This window comes from Gardnerella sp. DNF01141 (genome assembly GCF_049244255.1).
Taxonomy (GTDB): domain Bacteria; phylum Actinomycetota; class Actinomycetes; order Actinomycetales; family Bifidobacteriaceae; genus Bifidobacterium; species Bifidobacterium vaginale_E.
In genome coordinates this window covers 1032474-1052317 of the sequence record NZ_CP058391.1, presented here as the reverse complement: position 1 = coordinate 1052317, position 19844 = coordinate 1032474, and the positions used below count along the sequence as shown (strand labels likewise).

Annotated in this window: 18 protein-coding genes; 2 read left to right on the top strand and 16 right to left on the bottom strand. The window is 43.7% G+C overall.

Annotated elements, in window-relative coordinates; genetic code table 11:
• Window positions 1–20: 20 nt before the first annotated feature.
• The 6 genes from HXT35_RS03950 to HXT35_RS03925 all read right to left on the bottom strand — a co-directional run bounded on the left by HXT35_RS03950 (window position 21) and on the right by HXT35_RS03925 (window position 4427).
• On the bottom strand, window positions 21–431 hold the full coding sequence (locus HXT35_RS03950) for a fluoride efflux transporter FluC (RefSeq protein WP_004126289.1): 411 nt from the start codon (window positions 429–431) through the stop codon (window positions 21–23).
• Window positions 431–934, bottom strand: a complete 504-nt coding sequence (locus HXT35_RS03945; RefSeq protein WP_004126296.1) for a fluoride efflux transporter FluC — start codon at window positions 932–934, stop codon at window positions 431–433. The genes HXT35_RS03950 and HXT35_RS03945 overlap by 1 nt, the downstream gene beginning before the upstream one ends.
• 95 nt (window positions 935–1029) lie before the next feature.
• A complete protein-coding gene (locus tag HXT35_RS03940) occupies window positions 1030–2331 on the bottom strand; it encodes an adenylosuccinate synthase (protein ID WP_004126299.1) in 1302 nt (433 codons plus the stop codon).
• Between the two features lie 119 nt (window positions 2332–2450).
• Window positions 2451–3506: a class II fructose-bisphosphate aldolase gene (gene fbaA, locus HXT35_RS03935; protein WP_004126301.1), complete on the bottom strand. Its 1056-nt coding sequence runs from the start codon at window positions 3504–3506 to the stop codon at window positions 2451–2453.
• A gap of 97 nt (window positions 3507–3603) precedes the next feature.
• The gene (locus HXT35_RS03930; protein ID WP_004126303.1) at window positions 3604–3945 is read right to left on the bottom strand and encodes a chorismate mutase; all 342 of its coding nucleotides are present in this window, start codon (window positions 3943–3945) and stop codon (window positions 3604–3606) included.
• 20 nt (window positions 3946–3965) lie between these two features.
• On the bottom strand, window positions 3966–4427 hold the full coding sequence (locus HXT35_RS03925) for an Lrp/AsnC family transcriptional regulator (protein WP_004126304.1): 462 nt from the start codon (window positions 4425–4427) through the stop codon (window positions 3966–3968).
• Between the two features lie 223 nt (window positions 4428–4650).
• Here HXT35_RS03925 and HXT35_RS03920 point away from each other — a divergent pair, with 223 nt between their 5' ends.
• The gene (locus HXT35_RS03920; protein WP_004126307.1) at window positions 4651–5856 is read left to right on the top strand and encodes a pyridoxal phosphate-dependent aminotransferase; all 1206 of its coding nucleotides are present in this window, start codon (window positions 4651–4653) and stop codon (window positions 5854–5856) included.
• A gap of 120 nt (window positions 5857–5976) precedes the next feature.
• Here the strand turns inward: HXT35_RS03920 and rho are convergent, their stop codons facing one another.
• The 7 genes from rho to gatC all read right to left on the bottom strand — a co-directional run bounded on the left by rho (window position 5977) and on the right by gatC (window position 14797).
• Entirely contained in the window at window positions 5977–7902 is a 1926-nt protein-coding gene (gene rho / locus HXT35_RS03915) for a transcription termination factor Rho (protein ID WP_004126310.1), read from the bottom strand.
• A gap of 296 nt (window positions 7903–8198) precedes the next feature.
• Entirely contained in the window at window positions 8199–9818 is a 1620-nt protein-coding gene (locus tag HXT35_RS03910) for an NAD(P)/FAD-dependent oxidoreductase (protein WP_004126312.1), read from the bottom strand.
• Window positions 9819–9908: 90 nt separating this feature from the next.
• Entirely contained in the window at window positions 9909–10223 is a 315-nt protein-coding gene (locus tag HXT35_RS03905) for a DUF2469 domain-containing protein (protein WP_004105898.1), read from the bottom strand.
• Window positions 10220–11137 carry a GNAT family N-acetyltransferase gene (locus tag HXT35_RS03900; RefSeq protein ID WP_019260614.1) on the bottom strand — a complete coding sequence of 306 codons (918 nt, stop codon included), beginning with the start codon at window positions 11135–11137 and terminating at the stop codon, window positions 10220–10222. The genes HXT35_RS03905 and HXT35_RS03900 overlap by 4 nt, the downstream gene beginning before the upstream one ends.
• A 288-nt stretch (window positions 11138–11425) precedes the next feature.
• Window positions 11426–12925 (bottom strand): Asp-tRNA(Asn)/Glu-tRNA(Gln) amidotransferase subunit GatB, encoded by a 1500-nt coding sequence (gene gatB, locus HXT35_RS03895; RefSeq protein WP_004134003.1) that lies wholly within the window; start codon window positions 12923–12925, stop codon window positions 11426–11428.
• 32 nt (window positions 12926–12957) lie between these two features.
• Entirely contained in the window at window positions 12958–14499 is a 1542-nt protein-coding gene (gene gatA / locus HXT35_RS03890) for an Asp-tRNA(Asn)/Glu-tRNA(Gln) amidotransferase subunit GatA (protein WP_102695072.1), read from the bottom strand.
• Between the two features lies 1 nt (window position 14500).
• Entirely contained in the window at window positions 14501–14797 is a 297-nt protein-coding gene (gene gatC, locus HXT35_RS03885) for an Asp-tRNA(Asn)/Glu-tRNA(Gln) amidotransferase subunit GatC (RefSeq protein WP_004126322.1), read from the bottom strand.
• Window positions 14798–15178: 381 nt separating this feature from the next.
• Between gatC and vly the strand changes: the two genes are divergently transcribed.
• The gene (gene vly / locus HXT35_RS03880; protein WP_004133995.1) at window positions 15179–16729 is read left to right on the top strand and encodes a cholesterol-dependent cytolysin vaginolysin; all 1551 of its coding nucleotides are present in this window, start codon (window positions 15179–15181) and stop codon (window positions 16727–16729) included.
• 147 nt (window positions 16730–16876) lie between these two features.
• On the opposite strand, the gene HXT35_RS03875 is transcribed toward vly, so the two are convergent.
• From HXT35_RS03875 to HXT35_RS03865, 3 genes are all read right to left on the bottom strand, one after another.
• Window positions 16877–17851 (bottom strand): ABC transporter permease subunit, encoded by a 975-nt coding sequence (locus HXT35_RS03875; RefSeq protein ID WP_004133993.1) that lies wholly within the window; start codon window positions 17849–17851, stop codon window positions 16877–16879.
• The gene (locus HXT35_RS03870; protein ID WP_004133991.1) at window positions 17848–18840 is read right to left on the bottom strand and encodes an ATP-binding cassette domain-containing protein; all 993 of its coding nucleotides are present in this window, start codon (window positions 18838–18840) and stop codon (window positions 17848–17850) included. Before HXT35_RS03870 ends, HXT35_RS03875 begins: the two co-directional genes overlap by 4 nt.
• A gap of 141 nt (window positions 18841–18981) precedes the next feature.
• Window positions 18982–19788: a TrmH family RNA methyltransferase gene (locus HXT35_RS03865; RefSeq protein WP_004133989.1), complete on the bottom strand. Its 807-nt coding sequence runs from the start codon at window positions 19786–19788 to the stop codon at window positions 18982–18984.
• Window positions 19789–19844: the final 56 nt, after the last annotated feature.

Below are 19844 nucleotides of genomic sequence, written 5' to 3'. Positions count from 1 at the left end.
CAAAACTTAACTTTTAAATACTAAAATATTTGAAATAACAAAATTTGCAAAGCAACATAACCCACGGACGCAGACAAAAATGGCGCAATAAGCTCCGCACAAAGTAGAAAAATGCCATCTTTTATGCGCTTTTTTTGAATAAGATCCACACCTTCAAAAATTGCGGTAGAAAACGTGGAAAATCCACCCAAAAATCCCAAAATCATCAAATAAACAAAATTAGCGCCAAAAATTGATACTGCAACCATAAAAACATTAGCAACAACTCCTAAAGTAAACGAAGCTAAACAATTAATAAACAGCGTTGCAACAGGAATTCTACTATTATGGCTTGCAGAAATTTTTTTAGTCATTGCGCATCTTAAAACAGCACCCAAACCGCCAAAGAAGCAAGGCAAAACAAATATAGTAAAAACGTACAATGGATTCATCACTTCACCGCCTTAGTATTATCTTCTTGAACAGTTTGCTCTTGCTTTTTATTAATGCGCTTTGCAATTCCCGTTCCAATCCAACTGCCAACAAACGCCATAAAAACGCCAAATATTAAGGAAAGAATCATACCAAAAATAGCAAAAGTCATGCGCGGAGAAATAAACGACATAGCACCTTCAAATGCGAAAGTAGACATAGTTGACAATCCGCCGCAAAAGCCCGTTCCTAAAGCATATTTGTAAAAAGTTTGCTTTTCTTTAGATAACGCTTTAACAGATATTGCAGTAACAAGAGCGAAAATAAAGCAAGCAATCATATTAGACAAGAAAGTGCCTAAAGTAAGCTGACCAAATATAGAAGATTGTAGATTTACCGGGTAAATTAAAGGCGCGTAAGAAGAAATTACTCCACGTACAAACGCTCCGCACGTGCCACCAATAAAAACTAAAAGATATAAGCGGCGGCTATTTTTACAATTTTTCTCGCTTATTTTACTCATTCTCACTCTTTTACAAAACTATTTGCATAAACCAAAACGACACTCTCAATTGAGAAGTGCCGTTTTGTTAAGTTAATCATCAGCCAATAGACAATTCAGTTAGTCAGAGAGTGAACACTAATAATGTGATCTCGCTGCGGACCAGTGCCAATGGCAGAAATACGGCAATTAGAAAGCTCTTCCAAACGCTTCACGTAATTCTGAGTATTCTGAGGCAAGTCTTCAAACTTGTGAATTTGAGAAATATCCTCACTCCAACCAGAAACCATCTCATAAACTGGCTTTGCACAAGCGAATAGAGACTGGTCCACAGGCATTTCTTCCATGCGCTTGCAAGTTCCATCTGCCAAAGTCACATCGTAAGCTACACAAACTGGAATTTCCTTCAATCCTGTTAAAACATCAAGCTTGGTAAGAACAATATCTGTTAAACCATTTACGCGAGTTGCATAACGGCTTACTACAGAATCAAACCAGCCGCAGCGACGAGGACGGCCTGTTGTAACACCATATTCATGACCTTGCTCACGCAACCAATCGCCCTGCTCATCCAAAAGCTCAGTTGGGAATGGGCCTTCACCAACACGAGTGATATAAGCCTTAGCAACACCAATTACGCGAGTAATACGAGTTGGGCCAACGCCCGTACCTGTGCAAGCGCCGCCAGCAGTAGGATTCGAAGAAGTAACGAATGGGTAGGTGCCGTGGTCAACGTCAAGCATTGTGGCTTGTCCGCCTTCGAACAGAACGGTTTTGCCTTCATCCATTGCCTTATTTAAAACTAGCGAAGTGTCAGCAATATAAGGCTTCAAACGCTTACCGAGTTCAACAAGCTGGGCAGTTACAGCGTCAATATCAATAGGATGCTGATTATAAAGCTTCACAAGCATCTGATTCTTTTGATGCAAGCTCGCCTCAACTTTGTCACGCAAATGCTCAGCATTAAATAAATCATGTACGCGAATTCCTACGCGATTAATTTTATCCGCATAAGTAGGCCCAATACCGCGACCGGTTGTACCAATTTTGTGCTTTCCAAGGAAACGCTCTGTAACCTTATCTATTACACGATGATACGGAGTAATAATATGTGCAGCTTCGCTTACCAGCAAACGCGAGCAATCAACTCCACGAGATTCCAAAGCATCAATCTCTTCAAACAAAACTTCCGGATCAACAACAACGCCGTTGCCAATTACAGGAGTTACATTAGGGCTAATAATGCCACTTGGAAGCAAATGCAGCGCGTAAGACTTATCTCCAACTACAACGGTATGGCCAGCATTGTTGCCACCATTAAAACGTGCGACAATATCAACTTTAGATCCAATTAAATCTGTTGCTTTACCTTTACCTTCGTCACCCCATTGAGCACCAATAAGCACAATACCAGGCATGCCACACCTCCATTTTTTGGGCTAACGTTGCCCAAATTTGCACAATCCTACCTGACAAGGTTATCGCTACGCCCCTACCGATTAATGAGAAGAAAAAATCTTTTAAGTATGAAAGCTAACTATTTCAATGCTTTACCAGCAGAGCCAAGCTGCACACAAGCTTCTACCACGCGTTGAGCCATGGCTTTTTCAGCTTCACGACCCCAAGAACGAGGATCGTAAAGTTTCTTTTCGCCAACTTCACCATCTATTTTAAGAACAGAATCGTAATTGCTAAACATGTGTCCTGCAATAGCGCGAGTAAAAGCATATTGCGTATCCGTATCAATATTCATTTTAACTACGCCGTAACGCACAGCTTCTGCAATTTCTTGAGCAGTAGAGCCAGATCCTCCGTGGAATACCAGCAGGAAAGGCTTTTTAGATGCACCAAATGTACGGGTATCGCAAGTATCTTTATATTCTTCGTATACAGTTTGTTGGATTTCTTGCAACAATTGAGGACGTAACTTTACAACGCCAGGCTTATATGCTCCGTGAACATTGCCAAAAGTAAACGCTGCCATATATCTGCCGCGCTCTCCCAAACCAAGCTTTTTTACAACGCGTAAAGCATCTTCAGGCGTAGAATATAGGCGCTCGTCAATATCGGCACGATGCCCATCTTCTTCTCCACCAACCGCACCAATCTCAATTTCAAGAATTGTACGAGCCTTTTGTGAAGCGTCAAGTAACTCTTCTGCAACATCTAAATTATGTTGCAAATTAACAGTTGAGCCATCCCACATATGCGATTGAAAAAGAGGTTCTGCACCCCTTTTTACTTGCTCTGCTTCTTTAGCTAACAGTGGGCGAATCCAGTCGTCAAGATAAGCTTCCGCACAGTGATCGGTATGAAGAGCAATAGTAATATTTGAGTACTGAGATGCAACTTCATGCGCAAAAGCAGCAAACGCAAGAGAGCCAACAACGCGATTATTTACGCACTGCCCAGAAAAATAAGCCGAACCGCCAACAGAAACCTGAATAATGCCATCAGACTCAGCTTGCGCAAAACCTTGAAGAGCCGCATTAAGCGTTTGAGTACTTGTAACATTAATAGCAGGATACGCGTAGCCACCTCGACTTGCAGCATCAAGCATATGCGCGTAACGTTCAACGGTTGCAATAGTCATACTTGTATTATCCGCCTTTATAATTCACAAAGCTACACAAATACACAAAAGTGTTACAAAAGCTGTTCTAATAACTTACTATCTAAAACGCTTTAAGTTACGACTGCATCTTTTGATGACGCTTTTTAGCCTCTGTAACTACAAATTTGTGATACTGCAATGCGATTGACTCATCTAAACCAGCATCAGCAGAAAGATTTAGCAGACGCTGAACCTGCTCCTGCTCACGTTTAGAATCCAAAGGAGCAAATTTAGCTTTAGCTTTAAGTTCGCCAATGCGATTAGTAGTCTTAAAACGTTCCGCTAGAAGCGCAATAATTGCACCGTCAATATTATCAATCGATTTGCGCAGCGTTAAAATCTTATCCGCAGCATCTTCACAACTTTTATTTAATGAAGTATTGCTCGGATTAATTGTCGTTTCAGAAAAATCACACATAATATGATTTATACAAAACTTTAATCAAAATAAGTCTGCAAAACCATTGTGGTTTCCGTACTTACTGGCACAATGCGATGAATAGTATTGATTAGCTCTTCCAACTTACTTGGCGTTGCAACACGAACTACCAGCATAAAACTTGGGCTTCCTGTGACGGAATAGCACGCTTCAATACCAGGAATATCGCGCAACTTTGTAGGAATTGTTGCTTCCTTACCAAAATCAAGCGGAGTAACTGACACGAATGCACTAACTGGCAAGCCACGACGCTCGTAATCAATAAGCGCACGATAACCAGTAATAACACCCTTGCGCTCAAGCTTTTGAACACGCGACTGCACGGCAGAAACAGATAATCCTGAAGCCTTTGCTAAACGCGTTAACGTGGCACGACCATCATGCTCGAGAATATCTACAATAACTCCATCGGTTGAATCCATTGGCAAAGCGCCTTCAACTTTACGGGAACTTCCTGTCATATTTTCTCCATTCTCTAATCGACGCTGAACGAGAATTATAGTCGGATTTATGCTAGCGCCGGCAGGCAGCAATACCTATGTTACCTTATTTTTTACAGAAAAAGAACAAAATAATATAAAAAATTTTTTTATACCTTGCTTTATTCAGTTTTTTTGTGGAAAAATAATAAAAAATATAAACTAAATAATAATATTTATTGTCGAAAGAGTAGAGGGAGATAATATGGCTGTTGTAGCAGAACACGCAATCTCAATACCTAGATCTGGTATTCGTGACGTATTTGACCGCGTAGAACAAATCCCTGATGCTATTTCGCTCTGCCTAGGAGAGCCTGGCGAAACTGCTTCCAATCATATTGTTAAAGCAGCTTGCGAATCTATTGAAGCCGGAAAAACAAAATATACCGACGTTTTAGGAATTCCAGAATTCCGCAAAGCTGCAGTTGATTACACAAAGAGAGTAAAAGGCTTAGTTTATGACGCCGATACTGAAATTCAAGCAGTTGACGGCGCTACAATTGGTTTATATTTAGCTATTAAAGCAGTAATTGATCCGGGCGACGAAGTAATTATTCCTTCTCCATACTTCACTTCTTATGATGCAGAAGTGTTAATGTGCGACGCAACTCCTGTAACAGTTGCCCTTAAGCCTGAACATGGAATGCATGTTAATGCTGAAGAAATACGCAAAGCAATTACTCCACGAACTAAAGCTATTATTATCAACTCACCTTGCAACCCAACTGGCGCAGTAACTACAGCCGAAGAACTTGCAGAAGTAGCAGAATTATGTAAAGAATTTGATTTGTGGGTAATTTCTGACGAAGTGTATCATCCATTTGTATTCGCAAGTGACCCTGAAACAGAACCTGCAGGAGATGCTGTAGCGCCATCTATTGCAGCAGTTGAAGGAATGAAAGATAGAACCATTATTGTAGAAAGTTTGTCTAAAACTTACGCAATGACCGGCTGGAGAATCGGCTATATTCTTGCACCAGCTAACGTTATTGAGCAAAGCAGTAAAATTGCGGAAATGATACACTCTTCCGTCAATTCGACTGCACAATACGGCGGAGTTGCTGCTCTTACCGGACCTCAAGATCATGTTCGTCAAATGCGCGAAGAATACCGTGAAAAACGAAATCTGGTACTTAACGCATTACAAGATTGCGACGCACTAAAACTTATTGAGCCACAAGGAGCTTTCTACGTTTTCGTCGACGTTCGCCCAACTGGATTAACTTCCAAAGAATTCAGCAGAAGACTTTTGGAAGAAGAAAAAGTTGCTGTTGTTCCGGGAGAAGCTTTCGGAAAAGAAGGAAGCGGATTTGTGCGACTTTCTTACGCTGGAAAATCAGAAGAACTTAAGGAAGCTGTGGCTCGCATGCGAAAGTTTGCGCTTGAGCAGCAGGCTGCTAATAATGCGTAAAAACAATTAAAAGCAACAATTAAAAGCGCACAATCCTAGGATAGATTCTTAAGATTGTGCGCAAAATCATTTATTCTGTTATTTTTCAGCTTACAAACTTAAAAATAACACTCAAATCACTTAAGCAGCAGTTGGCGCAGAAGTATTTGAAGAACCGTTTGCTTGCTGAACAATAGCAGCCAAAAAATCACGGTTTGAAGCAGTCTTCTTTAAGCGAGGAATCAAAGTCTGATACGCTTGCTCAGGCTCAAGACCGCCAAATAGGCGACGCAAACGGTAGATAATAGGAAGTTCGTTAGCCGGAGTAATCAATTCCTCACGACGAGTTCCAGAAGCATTAATATCTACAGCAGGGAACAGACGCTTATCTGCCAAGTCGCGGCTCAAACGCAATTCCATGTTGCCAGTGCCCTTGAACTCTTCGAAAATAACCTCATCCATCTTAGATCCAGTTTCAACCAGAGCGGAAGAAATAATCGTCAAAGAGCCGCCGTCTTCAATATTTCGAGCAGCACCAAAGAACTTCTTTGGTGGATACAACGCCTGAGCATCAACACCACCAGAAAGAATACGTCCAGAAGCAGGAGCAGCGATGTTGTATGCACGAGCCAAACGAGTCATAGAATCAAGCAAAACAACAACATCCTGGCCAAGCTCAACTAAACGCTTAGCGCGCTCAATTGCAAGCTCTGCAACTGTAGTATGGTCGGAAGCAGGACGGTCAAACGTTGAAGAAATCACTTCACCCTGAACCGTACGCTCCATATCCGTAACTTCTTCTGGACGCTCATCTACAAGAACAACCATCAAATGCACTTCAGGATTGTTCGTAGTAATAGCGTTAGCAATATTTTGCAGCGTAATAGTCTTGCCAGCTTTTGGAGGAGACACAATCAAACCGCGCTGACCCTTACCGATTGGCGCAACCAAATCAATAACACGACCAAGCATGCGATTAGCAGTAGTTTCTTGGCGTAAGCGCTCATTAGGGTACAGCGGCGTAAGCTTAGCAAATTGCGGACGATTCTGAGCCTCTTCAACACTCATGCCATTAATGCTATTAACAGTTTGCAACGGAACAAACTTCTGACGCTGATTTCTACGATCGCCCTCGCGAGGTGCACGAATAGAGCCTTGCACAGCATCGCCCTTGCGCAAACCATACTTTTTAATTTGGCTCATTGAAACGTACACGTCATTTGGCCCTGGAAGGTAACCAGAAGTGCGTACAAATGCGTAAGATTCGAGCACATCAACAATACCTGCTACTGGAACAAGATCTTCCTGAGGCTCTTCGCGGCGAGATTCTCGAGAATCGCGCTCTTCGCGGCTCTCACGATTATCACGGTCTAAACGAGAATTGCGCTCAGAGCGATCTTTACGCTCCTGTCGATCTTGACGCTCCTGACGATCTTGACGATCATCATGATCAGAATAATCCTCCCGATCATCCTCATAATCTCTACCGCGACCACGCATGCGACGCTGGAAACGCTCCGACTTATTATCTTGCTCTTCGCGATCAAAATCGCGAGAAGATCCACGCTGTCGACGAGATTCGCCTTCAGAACGAGATTCATCTCCTGGCAAAGTTGCCAAAATCTGATCCAAATCGCGCGAATCTACTCCTTCTGCACGACGATCACGATTGTTATCTCGCTCATCATTTACACGACGACGCTGGAAAGAAGAATTACGATTATTATCTCGTCGATAATTCTTAGATCCAAAATCTTCGTCGCGCCTGCGACGATCATTATTTGCATTTGGCACTAAGTTTTCCAACGCTTCCAAGTCTTTATCGTCATCCAACGAACGAACTTCTTCATTATCTGCACGAGTATCTGCAGACTTACTTGCACTCGTAGAATTGTAAGGCGTGCGAACGCTTACACCAGCAGGCGCTTCTCCCCCATTGCGTGCTGCATTCAATGTAGCTAACAATTCAGGCTTGCGCATGGTCGAAGTGCCGCGCAAACCCATTTGCTTCGCAAGATCTTTCAATTCTGAGAGCTTCATTTTCTCAAGATTTTGGCTTGTTGCCACAATTTTACCTTTCCCTAACTCACACGGAATATACTACCGGCAAGCCTTTGTATGGAAGATTACGGAAAATCCGTCACGAACTCATGATTACTACATAACAATGTACACAACCACGAACATTATGTATGCTACTACAGCTCTACGACGCTGCAAACCGCGACGCGCCAGCAAGTCTAATTATTTTTAAATTATAAACTGAATATTCTAATAAAAAAGCGCCAATAATAATGGACTATGCCACTATTATTGACGCTACTTTTAGCTTAATTTTTACTTAAGTTATTTATAAATACTTACTACTTCTTTTCGTGATAAGACTTTTCAGTATTTACAGACCACACATTTGCTTTAGATTCTGCGCCAGTGTGAATATTTTCTACAGCTTCGATTGCGGTAGCCATGGAATGATCCTGGTTATTATAACGATGCTGTCCGTTTCGACCAACGCAATACAAGTTGCCGAAGCTATCCAAGTACTTAATCAACTCAGGCATTTGTGCATAAGTGTCAAAGTAAGCTGGGTAAGCCTTTGGAACACACTCACGATGGGAATCAAGAACATCTTCTTCGCCATTAATAACCTGCATGCGAGTTAATTCGTCGATAGCCATCTTACGAGCGTCTTCATCACTCATATTCCAGAAGTCGTCGCCTTCTTCGCAGAAGTACTCAAGACCAATCCAAACAGTGTTGTCAACATCTTTAACAAGATAAGGACTCCAGTTGTTGAAGATTTGCAGACGACCAACCTTGTAACCAGGATCCTGCACATAAATCCAGCAATCAGGAACAATAGGAGGATTACCAAGCGTTGGAATAGTAGTAGTATTACGCAGACGAACACGCTTAACAAGCAAACCTACAGTCACAAAATCGCGATAAGGCAAACCTTTGGCAACACGTTGCATTTCTGCTGGAACTTCAGCTTTTTCGTCACCATTTGTACCTTGCTCAAGAGCTGCAACCAAATCTTTAATAGGCATAGAGGAAACAAACTCGTCAGCATGCAATTCAGAACGTTCACCGTTGGCATCTTCAATAACAACGCTTGAAATCTTGCCATCAGACTGCTTAATAGCAACCACCTTTGCATCTGTGCGCACAGTAGCACCATTTTCACGGCAGCGGCGTTCAACAGTTTCCCACAATTGACCAGGGCCAAGCTTTGGATACCAGAATTCCTCAATTAATGAGGTTTCTACTTCCTTCTTCTTACCATTTTTCTTAGGGAAAAGCTTAGAAAAAGCATTCTTCAAAACTTCAACAATGCTCAAACCCTTAACGCGCTGAGCACCCCAATCTGCAGAAATCTGGCTTGGATGCCTACCCCAAAGCTTCTCGGTATAACCCTCAAAGAACATTGAATAAAGCTTCTTACCAAAGCGATTAATGTAGAAGTTTTCAAGATTAGTTTCTGGTAACTTGTGAACCATAGACCACAAGTAGCTAAAACCAACCTTCATCGTCAAAATAAAGCCCATAGAGCGCAAGGTGGCTGCGGAAAGAGAAATCGGATAATCGAAGAAATGATGATTCCAGAAAATGCGCGAAACGCGATGGCGCTTCAACATAACTTCGTCTTCAACTTCAGGATCAGGTCCACCTGGTTCCAAGTCATGGTGACGACCAAGCTTCTTATCATCGTATGAAGGCGCACCCTGCAACGGCAACATTTCACGCCACCACTGCATAATGCGATCATCCTTCGAGAAGAAACGGTGACCGCCAATATCCATACGATTACCGTTGTACTTTACAGTACGCGAAATACCACCAAATTCACGCGTTGCTTCGAGCAGCGTTACGTCATAGCGACTAGAACCGCCATCTTTAACGAGCTCCCAGGCTGCCGTCAACCCTGCCGGACCGCCGCCAATAATCACAACAGATTTCTTTGGGGATTGTGTATCCGTCACTTGTCCTCCATACCTTAATACATCAATTTTTACAAAAACACATTTTGTGCTAGGTAAAATTTCTATATATCTTTATTGAGCATACGCTTATCACGCGATAGATTCCGGAATATCAATGTCTGTTTTCTGCACTTCTTCAACATTAACATCCTTAAAAGTCACTATTCGCACATTTTTAACAAAACGCGAAGGCCTATAAACATCCCAAACCCACGCATCCGTAAGTTGAACGTCAAAATAAACGTCTTGTCCGGCCGAACGCACGTTGAAATCAACCTTATTCGCCAAGTAGAATCGGCGCTCTGTTTCTACAACGTACGTAAAAAGCTTAATAACATCACGATATTCTTTATACAACGCAAGTTCAGCATCGGTTTCATAATTGTCGAGATCTTCGGCGCTCATTGCTTCCCTTCCGTATTGGTGTTACGTTTACGACCGCGACCTATAATGCGCCACCAAGCTCTTTTTGAAGAACTACCTTCGGTGTTATTTGCATTATAAGGCCATTCTTCATCAAGATTATCACGACGCACCGGTATAGCCACAGAGTGCTCATGTGCGCTCAGTGCTTCAACTACTCCAGGATTTTCCTCTATAACATGCAGACCAAACGCATCAAGAGAACGAATTGCATCGTACTCATCGGAAATCGTATCCATAACAACAAAATCTTGATACTTTTGATTTTGCGCATCCCATAAAGCATCGCGCGCAGTGCCGGTTTGTGCGAAACCAAGAGATTGATATACAGAAAGCGAGCGAGTATTCGTAGCAGGAACACCAACCCAAATGCGGTGCAATCCTAATCCTACTGGCTCTGACGCAAAACCGTAAGTCATCACTCTAGGCATAGCATCACGCGAATAGCCGCGTCCGCGATAATCCTTGCCAAGTACAACTTGAATACGCGCAGAACGAGACCACCCATCTATGTCAATAAGAAAAATCATGCCAATAATCGCGCCAGAAGTATTCTTAACATCATCTAAAACATCTGGCACTATAGCCCAAGCAATTGTAGGACGAGACTGCACATCACCAGCAAAACGACATAATTCAGCAGCTTTTTCAACAGAAAAACCGTCATTAGACCACTGAACAGAACGCTCAACCCACGCATGAACCATAGAACGCTCAGACTGAGAATCTTTTCCGGTAATAACCGAAGCGTTATCATATGCGCAAAGCTCATCCATACGCTGTAAATCATCGCATGTTGCTGGGCGAAGATGCGCCATTTCTCCACGAATTGGAGGGATTACTATAGATTTTGGTAACTCGCGAGAGTTGTTCACACCATCATTGGTTTGTTGCATAGTCACCTACTTGTACTGTGCCTTTGAGTATTAAGCCCTTCGCATAATTCTCACGTCGCATAATATATGATAATCCAGAAGACGAAAAATGCGTCACGATATTGCCAAATAGCAAATTCTGCGCACCTGCCGCATAAAACAAACTTAATCTGATTTAATCTGTTTTAGTATGATTAAATCTTATTAAATTATGCAGCAAGTACGCAGCACTTACTTTTGATATTGATTACGCTTTTGCGTTTATACATTAGCGTTATCAAATATTAAATTTTTCAGATTTTCGGTTTTTCAGCCCTTGATTTTTGCCATCACAATCTTAGTAACAGCTTTAGCATCAGCCTGACCCTTAGTTGCGCGCATAACAGCACCAATAATCGCGCCCATCGGCTTCATATTGCCTGCCTTAAGCTTTTCTGCGACTTCAGGATCGGCTGCAAGAGCAGCGTCAACAGCGGCTTCCAAAGCGCCGTCATCGTTCATAACCTTGAATCCGTGCTTATTAACAACTTCATCAGGCTTGCCCTCACCAGCCAAAACACAAGCAACAGTTTGCTTAGCGAGCTTATCGTTAAGCTTACCGTCTGCAATTAGCTTTTCAACTTCAGCCACATCTTGCGGAGTAATAGGCAATTCTTCCAAAGTCACGCCACGAGTGTTTGCTTCGCGAGCAAGCTCACCAAGCCACCACTTCTTAGCACCTGCTGCAGTTGCACCAGCTTTAACGGTTTCTTCAACCAAATCAAGAGCATCAGCGTTAAGAATATCTCGCATTTCAAGATCGCTAATGCCCCATTCGCTTTGCAAACGGTTACGGCGCTCGCGAGGCATTTCCGGCATCTCGGCCTTCATGCGCTCAATATGCTCTTTAGTGATGTGAAGCATAACCAAATCAGGATCTGGGAAGTAGCGATAATCGTCGGCGTCGGACTTCACACGACCGCCAGCAGTGGTCTGAGTTGCTTCATCCCAGTGACGGGTTTCCTGCAAAATCTCGCCGCCTTCGCTCAAAATAGCAGCCTGACGACGAATCTCATATTGCAGCGTCTTTTCGATTCCGCGGAATGTGTTCACATTCTTAGTTTCGGAACGAGTGCCGAACGGATCGGTCGGATTTTTGCGGAGTGAAACGTTCACGTCAGCGCGCATATTGCCCTGCTCCATGCGAGCGTGGGAAATGTTGAGGGCGCGAACAATATCGCGAATAGCACGCATATAAGCACCAGCAATTTCTGGAGCGCGGCTACCCGCACCTTCGATTGGCTTAGTTACAATCTCGATTAAAGGCACGCCTGCGCGATTGTAATCAACCAAAGAATGATTTGCGCCTTCAATACGGCCGTCAGCACCGCCAACGTGAGTATTCTTACCAGCGTCATCCTCAATATGAGCACGCTCAATCGGCACGCGGAACACCGTGCCATCTTCAAGCTCAACATCCAAGTAACCGTTGCCGTTAGTAGGCTTATCGTACTGGGAAATCTGGTAATCGCGAGGCATATCTGGGTAGAAGTAGTTCTTACGAGCGAACTGGCTCCACTCAGCAATTTCGCAATGCAACGCCAAACCGAGCTTAATCGCGTAATCAACTGCAGTCTTGTTTACGACCGGCAAAGAGCCTGGCAAACCAAGGCTTACAGGAGTTAGCTGAGTATTTGGCTCGCCACCAAAAGATACTTCTGCTGGGCAGAACAGCTTCGTACGAGTGCAAAGCTCAACGTGCGTTTCCAAACCGAATACTGGATCAAACTGCTCAACAGCATCGGCGTATTTCATAAGTTTTTCAGCCATGAGAATCCTTCTTACTTAAGCTTTACTTCACTTTACTTAGCCAATGAATCGAGCCAGCCAGCCTTAAGCGACTTCCAGATTGGACCGCCCCACTGCTCTTCAAGAGCAGCTTCCAACGCTGCTGCAGGCTTGTACATCTTCTCATCATGGCATTGCGGAGCAATAATCTGAATACCAACAGGCAGACCATCGTCGCTTAAGCCAGCTGGAAGGCTCAAAGCTGGAACGCCAGCCATGTTTGCAGGAATCGTAGCAATATCGTTCATGTACATGGAAAGCGGATCGTTCATCTTTTCGCCAAACTTAAATGCCGTTGTAGGGCTTGTTGGAGAAACAAGAACATCTACCTTATTAAACGCTTCTTCAAAATCGCGAATAATAAGGGTGCGAACCTTTTGAGCAGAACCATACCATGCATCGTAATAACCTGCAGAAAGTGCGTAAGTACCGAGAATAATACGGCGCTTTACTTCGTCACCGAAACCAGCTTCACGAGTTGCAGCCATCATATTTGCGGCCGTCTGAGGCTTGTCTGCTGGAGGCATTACACGCAAACCGTAGCGCATGCCGTCGTAGCGAGCCAAGTTGGAGCTAACTTCGGAAGGCATAATAATGTAGTAAGCAGCCAAAGAATAAGGGAAGTGAGGGCAGGAAACTTCCGTAACCTCTGCACCCATAGCCTTAAGCAGCTGCACCGCCTCATTAAAGCGAGCTTCAACGCCTGGCTGGAAGCCATCGCCACTAAGCTCTTTAACAAGGCCAACCTTTACGCCCTTCAAATCTCGGCGAGCGCCCTCGCGTGCAGCCTGAGCCATTGGAGGAACAGGAGCTGGAATCGAAGTGGAATCGCGCCTATCGTTGCCGCCAATAGTCTCCTGCAAAAGCGCAGAGTCAAGAACGGTACGAGAAACAGGACCAATCTGATCCAAGGAACTTGCCATGGCGATTGCACCAAAACGGCTAACACCACCGTAAGTTGGCTTTGCGCCGACTGTACCAGTTAAAGCACCTGGCTGACGAATAGAGCCACCGGTATCTGTACCCAAAGCAATAGGAGCTTCGAATGCAGCAACAGCAGCTGCAGAACCGCCGCCGGAACCGCCAGGAACACGCTCAGTATCCCAAGGGTTGCAAGTGGTTTGGTAAGCAGAATGCTCGGTTGAAGAACCTTGAGCAAACTCATCCAAATTAGTCTTGCCGAGAATTGGCATACCAGCTGCTTTGAGCTTTTCAATAACAGTAGCGTCGTAAGGTGGAACCCAGCCTTCAAGAATCTTGGATGCTGCAGTAGTTGGAATGCCTTTAGTGACAATCATGTCTTTAATTGCAATTGGAACGCCTGCAAGCTCAGGCAAGCCTTCAGTCTCGCCATTAGCGTTCTTTTTATCGAAAGCATCTGCTTGCTCGAGTGCAATATCTGCAGAAACGTGCAAGAATGCCTTGATTTCTGGCTCAGCAGATTCAATCACTGCCAAGTGAGCTTCAACAAGCTCACGGCTAGAAACTTCTTTAGCTTTTACAGCTTCTGCCATTTGAGCAGCAGAAAGCTTTACTAAATCTTGAGTATTCGACATATCACTCCTCCCCTAAAATGCGAGGTGCTACAAACATGCCAGACTCACTCTTAGGCGCACCAGAAAGCGCTTCTTCTTGAGTTAATGGTGTAGCAGGCACATCAGGGCGTAAATAAGCTTCCAGAGGCACTGGATTTGCAGTAGGTGGCACATCTTCGCCAGCAACTTCCTGCACCTTATTAATAGATTCTGCAATGACGTTTAATTCGCCTTGCAAGCGACTAATTTCCTCGTCGCTTAAAGCAATCTGGGAAAGAACACCCAAATGCTCAATTTCTTCTCGTGTGAATGTAGGCATAACCCCAACTATATGTGTGATGCGTGACCTTTCAAAGCTGAAAAAATCTATTATATCCGCATACTGCACATGCGCGTTTTCACAAAATTATTACGCATATAAAATTTCAAAATTTGCAGCAATTGCTATATCAACACGCCGCATAAGCAAAAACGACGTAACCAAAAATTGTTGATATTTCAACGATATTTAAACTCTTGTTTTAAAAATAAAAAAATTTTTTAAGAGATTATCGCATAAATAAAAAGTGTGTAATAATCGTGTTTTGTGAGACGCTAAAAACTAATGCACTGAGGCACGTTATGCATTGAAGCATATGAATTTCAGCATCTCATCGAAATAATCTAATAAAAATAATCTAATAAAAATCGAAGGACACATATGAAGAACTCAAAGTTCTACCGTAATGCAGCAATGTTGTTGCTCGCGGGCGCAACTATTATTCCACAATGCTTAGCAGCACCAGCAATGGCCGCTCCTTCCGCTAAGGATTCTGAACCAGCCACATCTTGCGCAGCCAAGAAGGACTCGTTGAATAATTATTTGTGGGATTTGCAATACGATAAAACAAACATTCTCGCCCGTCATGGCGAAACCATTGACAACAAATTCTCTAGCGATAGCTTCAACAAGGGCGATGAATTCGTTGTTGTTGAGCATCAGAAGAAGAACATCACAAATACAACTTCAAACTTGTCGGTTACTTCCGCCAACGATGATCGCGTATACCCAGGTGCTCTTTTCCGCGCTGATAAGAATTTGATGGACAATATGCCAAGCCTGATTTCCGCAAACCGCGCTCCAATCACGTTGAGCGTTGATTTGCCAGGCTTCCACGGCGGCGAAAGTGCTGTAACTGTTCAGCGCCCAACCAAGAGCTCTGTAACTTCCGCAGTGAATGGCTTAGTTTCCAAGTGGAATGCACAGTACGCTGCAAGCCATCATGTTGCAGCTCGCATGCAGTACGATTCTGCAAGCGCACAAAGCATGAACCAGCTCAAGGCAAAGTTTGGTGCTGATTTCGCCAAGATTGGTGTTCCGCTGAAGATTGATTTCGACGCTGTGCACAAGGGCGAAAAGCAGACTCAAATTGTGAACTTCAAGCAGACCTACTACACCGTAAGCGTTGATGCACCAGACAGCCCAGCTGACTTCTTCGCACCATGCACTACGCCAGAAAGCTTGAAGAGCCGCGGAGTAGACAGCAAGCGTCCGCCAGTATATGTGTCCAATGTAGCTTACGGCCGTTCAATGTACGTAAAGTTCGACACCCGCAGCAAGAGCACCGATTTCCAGGCTGCTGTTGAAGCTGCAATCAAGGGTGTTGAAATCAAGCCAAATACCGAGTTCCACCGCATTTTGCAGAACACTTCTGTAACTGCTGTAATTCTCGGCGGCAGCGCAAACGGTGCAGCTAAGGTTATTACCGGCAACATCGACACGTTGAAGGCTTTGATTCAAGAAGGCGCAAATTTGAGCACCTCCAGCCCAGCAGTTCCAATTGCTTACACCACTTCCTTCGTCAAGGATAACGAAGTAGCAACTTTGCAAACCAATAGCGATTACGTTGAAACCAAGGTTTCTTCCTACCGCGACGGCTACTTGACTTTGGATCACCGTGGAGCTTACGTAGCTCGCTACTACATCTACTGGGATGAGTACGGCACCGAGATTGACGGCACTCCTTACGTGCGTTCTCGCGCTTGGGAAGGCAATGGCAAGTATCGTACAGCTCACTTCAACACAACTATTCAGTTCAAGGGCAATGTGCGCAATCTTCGCATCAAGCTCGTTGAAAAGACCGGCTTGGCTTGGGAACCATGGCGCACAGTGTATGACCGTTCTGATTTGCCACTGGTTCGCCAGCGCACAATCAAGAACTGGGGCACAACCTTGTGGCCACGCGTTGCTGAAACTGTGAAGAACGACTGATATTTCTTATAATTTAATAAGATAATTTAATTTATAATTAAAGATAAATGAATACAACAAAGGGCTTTATCTTGTAGCCAGTTACGAGATAAAGCCCTTATTTTATTTGTATTATTTATTTTATTTGCGAAATATTATTTAGATATTTTAAATATCGCGATGCTTTTCAATTACGTAGCCAATTACGTACATAACTACGCCCCAAGCGAGAACCACTAAACCGGACTGCCACCATGTGAAAACATATGCGTTTGGTGGAAGTTGCAGCCCAGAATTAGCGGAGGCTCCTAAGAATTGGCTTACAGCACTGCCTGGCAAAATCTGAATAAGTATTGAAGTCCACTTCGCAAAATTGCTTGCAAGCATAATAATGCTAACAATGGTCTGCAGAATCACCACGGCTCCAATAACGCACATAATTCCGCCAGCAGTTGACTTGCAAATCATGCCAAAACCGTAGGCCATTGCTGACACAACAACCATAATTGCAGGAGAGCCAAGGAACAGAGTAAGCGGCAATTTCCACACGTTGCTTCCCGATAATCCGGAAATGTTATCTCCCATAAAAGCTAATTCTGCAGCAGCTAGCGAAACTGTCATTGCAATAAGTTGGGCTACAAAAACGTAGATTGCAACCGCAACAAATTTAGCCGTAAAGAACATACCCCTTCGAGGTACAGCAGTAAGAGAAGCCTGAATCGAAGTTGTAGAATGCTCCGCGGTTACAGCAAGCACTGCAAAAATCGCCAAAACAATCAAAGATATAGAAGCAAAGCTAATAACTAAGCGGAAAATGCCTTCTTGAGATGCAATAAGATCACTTTTATCGCTCGGCCCAACGGTAATCGCAGCACTTGATTTGCTACCAGCTGCACCATTGTTATGAACGTCAACTTTAGACATTGCTTTCTGCACAAGCGCGATAATAAAACTAAAAATTACTGGCAAAACAATTGTTAATGCCATGCACCACCACGTAGACGCAAGTCCGCGCAGCTTAACAATTTCAGATTTAAGCGTGTGCATAAATGTAAGGCGTAAGTGCTGAGCGTTCATGCTGCGGCCTGTTTTGTAAGAATTGCTCGCCGGATATTCAACAGCTTGTTCAATTTGCCCACTCATTTTGCGCTCCTTCCATCTACATATTGCGTTCCAGTCGCAGCAGTAGTATTTGGCAATGCTTTTGTTACGTACTGCTCTTGACCGTGCGTAAGAGCCAAATATGCTTCCTCAAGCGAAGCATGCTCTTGATTCAGCTGATATACCAAAATCTGATTATCCGCAATTTCGCGCGCAATCTGGTTGAGCTCGCAACCTGTTATTCTGAGTAGCTCGCCTTCTTGAACGTCTTGAGGCGTGCGATTATCTGGCAAAATCTTGCATTCAGGATGATTCTGAACAAGCACAGACTTTAGCTTTTCACCTTCTGGCGTTACTAAACGTATAGCATGCTGAGAATGTGCGTCAACAAAATCTTGTACTGTTGTGCGCTCCAAAATTTCGCCATGCGCAATAATCACAAGGTTATCTGCAGTAAGCGCAACTTCGCTCATCAAGTGCGAACTAAGCAGAATTGCTCGACCTTGGCTTGCGTAATACTTGCACAATTCGCGAACCCACTTAACGCCTTCTGGATCCAAACCGTTAATTGGCTCGTCCAAAATAAGATTGTGCGGATCTGCTAAAAGTGCCGCCGCAATCGAAAGACGCTGGCTCATGCCGAGTGAGAAGGATCCCGCTTTGCGAGTTTTTACGCTAGTTAAACCAGTAATATCAATCACTTCGTCAACGCGCTTTTTTGATATTCCGTGAGTTAAAGCGAGCGAGTACAAGTGATTATATGCGGAACGACCTCTGTGGGCAGACTTTGCGTCAAGAACTGCGCCAACTTCCGTCATTGGGGATGCGATTTTTGCGTAAGGTTTTCCGTCAATAAGAGAAGTACCGCTATTGGCATGAATAAGATTTAACGCGCAACGCATGGTGGTAGATTTACCAGCGCCATTAGGGCCTAAAAAGCCCGTGACTTTACCGTCTTCAGCGACGAAAGAAACGTCGTTAAGCGCTGTTTTTGCGCCGAAACGCTTTGTAATATGTTGGAATTCTAACATAGCTTAACAGTATCACAAATAAAAAAAAAATACACATTAAATGTAAGCGTTTATGAGTACAGGCTGCTGCGTTTTGTAATGCGATTTTTGTTTTGTATTTGTTTGCGATTGTTTTTTATATTCGCTTGTTTGTAGTTTGTGTCAGCAATTTGGTGCTGCATGTTGCGCAATCCACGCGTGCATGGAAACAGCTGCGGCTGCTCCTGCGTTTAGCGAGCGAACAGAGCCGAATTGCGAAATGTAAACAACGTCATCCGCCATCTCTAGTGCTTTTTTAGAAAGACCTGGACCTTCTGCACCAAAAAGCATAAGGCAACGTTTAGGGAATTTGTAGTTTTCCATAGCAACAGCGCCTGGAATAATATCGAGCGCTATAACGCGAGCGTTTTTAGCGTCTTGTTCCTTAATATTTGCGATTTTTTCGGCTTCTTTATTGCCTTCTGCTTGTGCTTTAAGCAAAAGTTGATGCGCTTCTTCTGCTTCTTTAAGCATATTTTCGCGCCAATTAGTTACTAGAGTTTCAATAGTTGGGCAGCATTCAACGTATTGGTATAGCTCGGTCATTAACGAGCCTTTGCGATTCCATTTATGAGGCCCTACGATATACACTTTTTTCGCTGTAAATGCGTTTGCAGTGCGAACCATAGAGCCTATGTTGAAATCGTGAGTCCAATTTTCTACAGCTACTTCAAACTCATGACGGCCTTTAGAATCGAGATCCGCTTTTATGGCTTCTACTTTCCAGTATCGGTAGCAATCTAGAACGTTACGCTGGTCGCCTTCGTTTAGTAATTCAGTGCTAAACCGCGCATCGTAATTTGGCGATTCTGGATTATCTGGACGAGGCTCACCTGGGTGTTCTTCTTCCCATGGGCCAACTCCTATAGGTCGGAATTCTGGCTCATCGGAAGCTTTTGCAGCCAAAGTAATTGGATTCGGTTCGTGCATGTGTGAGTTTTGCTCCGTTTAATACTTTTGTTTAGTATTGGCAGCTAGTAATTGCA

What these genes read in the sequence shown, in the direction of transcription:
- HXT35_RS03950 (WP_004126289.1), bottom strand. Translation starts at nt 431, where the DNA reads ATGAATCCATTGTACGTTTTTACTATATTTGTTTTGCCTTGCTTCTTT.
- HXT35_RS03945 (WP_004126296.1), bottom strand. Translation starts at nt 934, where the DNA reads ATGAGTAAAATAAGCGAGAAAAATTGTAAAAATAGCCGCCGCTTATAT.
- HXT35_RS03940 (WP_004126299.1), bottom strand. Translation starts at nt 2,331, where the DNA reads ATGCCTGGTATTGTGCTTATTGGTGCTCAATGGGGTGACGAAGGTAAA.
- fbaA (WP_004126301.1), bottom strand. Translation starts at nt 3,506, where the DNA reads ATGACTATTGCAACCGTTGAACGTTACGCGCATATGCTTGATGCTGCA.
- HXT35_RS03930 (WP_004126303.1), bottom strand. Translation starts at nt 3,945, where the DNA reads ATGTGTGATTTTTCTGAAACGACAATTAATCCGAGCAATACTTCATTA.
- HXT35_RS03925 (WP_004126304.1), bottom strand. Translation starts at nt 4,427, where the DNA reads ATGACAGGAAGTTCCCGTAAAGTTGAAGGCGCTTTGCCAATGGATTCA.
- HXT35_RS03920 (WP_004126307.1), top strand. Translation starts at nt 4,651, where the DNA reads ATGGCTGTTGTAGCAGAACACGCAATCTCAATACCTAGATCTGGTATT.
- HXT35_RS03905 (WP_004105898.1), bottom strand. Translation starts at nt 10,223, where the DNA reads ATGAGCGCCGAAGATCTCGACAATTATGAAACCGATGCTGAACTTGCG.
- HXT35_RS03900 (WP_019260614.1), bottom strand. Translation starts at nt 11,137, where the DNA reads ATGCAACAAACCAATGATGGTGTGAACAACTCTCGCGAGTTACCAAAA.
- gatB (WP_004134003.1), bottom strand. Translation starts at nt 12,925, where the DNA reads ATGGCTGAAAAACTTATGAAATACGCCGATGCTGTTGAGCAGTTTGAT.
- gatA (WP_102695072.1), bottom strand. Translation starts at nt 14,499, where the DNA reads ATGTCGAATACTCAAGATTTAGTAAAGCTTTCTGCTGCTCAAATGGCA.
- gatC (WP_004126322.1), bottom strand. Translation starts at nt 14,797, where the DNA reads ATGCCTACATTCACACGAGAAGAAATTGAGCATTTGGGTGTTCTTTCC.
- vly (WP_004133995.1), top strand. Translation starts at nt 15,179, where the DNA reads ATGAAGAACTCAAAGTTCTACCGTAATGCAGCAATGTTGTTGCTCGCG.
- HXT35_RS03875 (WP_004133993.1), bottom strand. Translation starts at nt 17,851, where the DNA reads ATGAGTGGGCAAATTGAACAAGCTGTTGAATATCCGGCGAGCAATTCT.
- HXT35_RS03870 (WP_004133991.1), bottom strand. Translation starts at nt 18,840, where the DNA reads ATGTTAGAATTCCAACATATTACAAAGCGTTTCGGCGCAAAAACAGCG.
- HXT35_RS03865 (WP_004133989.1), bottom strand. Translation starts at nt 19,788, where the DNA reads ATGCACGAACCGAATCCAATTACTTTGGCTGCAAAAGCTTCCGATGAG.